This is a genomic window from Streptomyces sp. NPDC048461 (assembly GCF_055587105.1).
The window spans coordinates 1-1291 of record NZ_JBVJGW010000083.1 but is presented as its reverse complement, the minus strand read 5'-3'; the positions used below and the strand labels follow the sequence as shown (position 1 = coordinate 1291).

Sequence of the window (1291 nt, the reverse complement as noted above, 5' to 3'; positions counted from 1 at the left end):
GGGCCCTGACCCCGGATTTTGGACACCGGAGAGACTTGGATCTTGATGGTCCAGGAGAACGGAGTCCCTGTGGGGATGAAGCACTATCCCGCCGAGTTCAAGGCGGACGCGGTCGCGTTGTACCGGTCGCGGCCGGGAGCGACGATCAAGTCCGTCGCCGCCGATCTGGGGGTCAACACCGAGACGCTGCGGAACTGGATTCGGGCCGCTGACGGGCGGCGCCCTGGTTCCCACCCGGCAGCGCAGACGGCCGCGGCGGCACCAGCTTCGGACTCGGCGGAGGTGGCCGCCTTGCGCCGGCGGGTTCGCGAACTCGAGGAAGAACGGGACATCCTGCGCAAGGCGGCCCGGTATTTCGCGGGAGAGACGCGCTGGTGAACCGCTGCCAGTTCGTTGAGGATCACCAGCGCCGGTTCGGCGTGAAGCGGCTCTGCGACATCCTGGGGATCTCCCGCTCGAGTTTCTACTACTGGCGCCGCACCGCAGGGGCGCGGACGGGCCGGCAGGCCGTCGAGGCCGGGCTCGCGGCCCGGATACGCAAGGTCCACGAGGAATCCGACGGCACCTACGGCGCCCCCAGGATCACCGCCGAACTCCGTGAGGGGGGCGAACGGATCAACCACAAACGCGTCGCGAAGATCATGCGGACCATCGGACTCGAGGGAGTCCGTCTGCGTCGCCGGCAGCGGACTACCGTCCCGGACCCGGCCGCGGCGAAAGCGCCGGACCTGATCAGACGCGACTTCACCGCGGCCGCTGTGAACACGAAGTACGTCGGCGACATCACATATCTGCCGGTCAGCGGCGCGAAGCCGCTCTATCTCGCGACCGTCATCGACCTGTGCTCACGCCGTCTGGCCGGCTGGGCAATCGCCGATCACATGCGCACCGAGCTCGTCATCGACGCCCTGGCGGCAGCCGAGCGGACCCGCGGGAGCCTGACCGGAGCGGTGATGCACACCGATCACGGCTCGCAATATACGAGTCGGGCCTTCGCTGAAGTCTGCAGGTCAGCAGGGGTCCGGCAGAGTATGGGTGGGGTCGGGTCCAGCGCGGACAACGCCGCCGCGGAAAGCTTCAACGCCGCCTTCAAGAGAGAGACGCTCAAGGGTCGCAAAGGCTGGTTGAACGAGCGCGAGGCGCGACTCGACGCCTTCCGCTGGCTGACCCGCTACAACACCCGACGCCGGCACTCCAGCCTCGGTCAGCGATCTCCGATCGCCTTCGAGAACGCCTTCCAAACAACATCAACTACCCTGGCCCGAGCCGCATAGACGTGTTCAAAATCCGG

Annotated in this window: 1 protein-coding gene; it reads left to right on the top strand. The window is 67.2% G+C overall.

The annotated features are described in order from the left end of the window. Window positions 1–69 precede the first annotated feature (69 nt). A protein-coding gene (locus tag ACZ6S8_RS39635; protein WP_469463268.1) for an IS3 family transposase occupies window positions 70–1274 on the top strand; the annotation gives its coding sequence in 2 pieces (ribosomal slippage) (window positions 70–361 and window positions 361–1274; 1206 coding nt in all). Window positions 1275–1291: the final 17 nt, after the last annotated feature.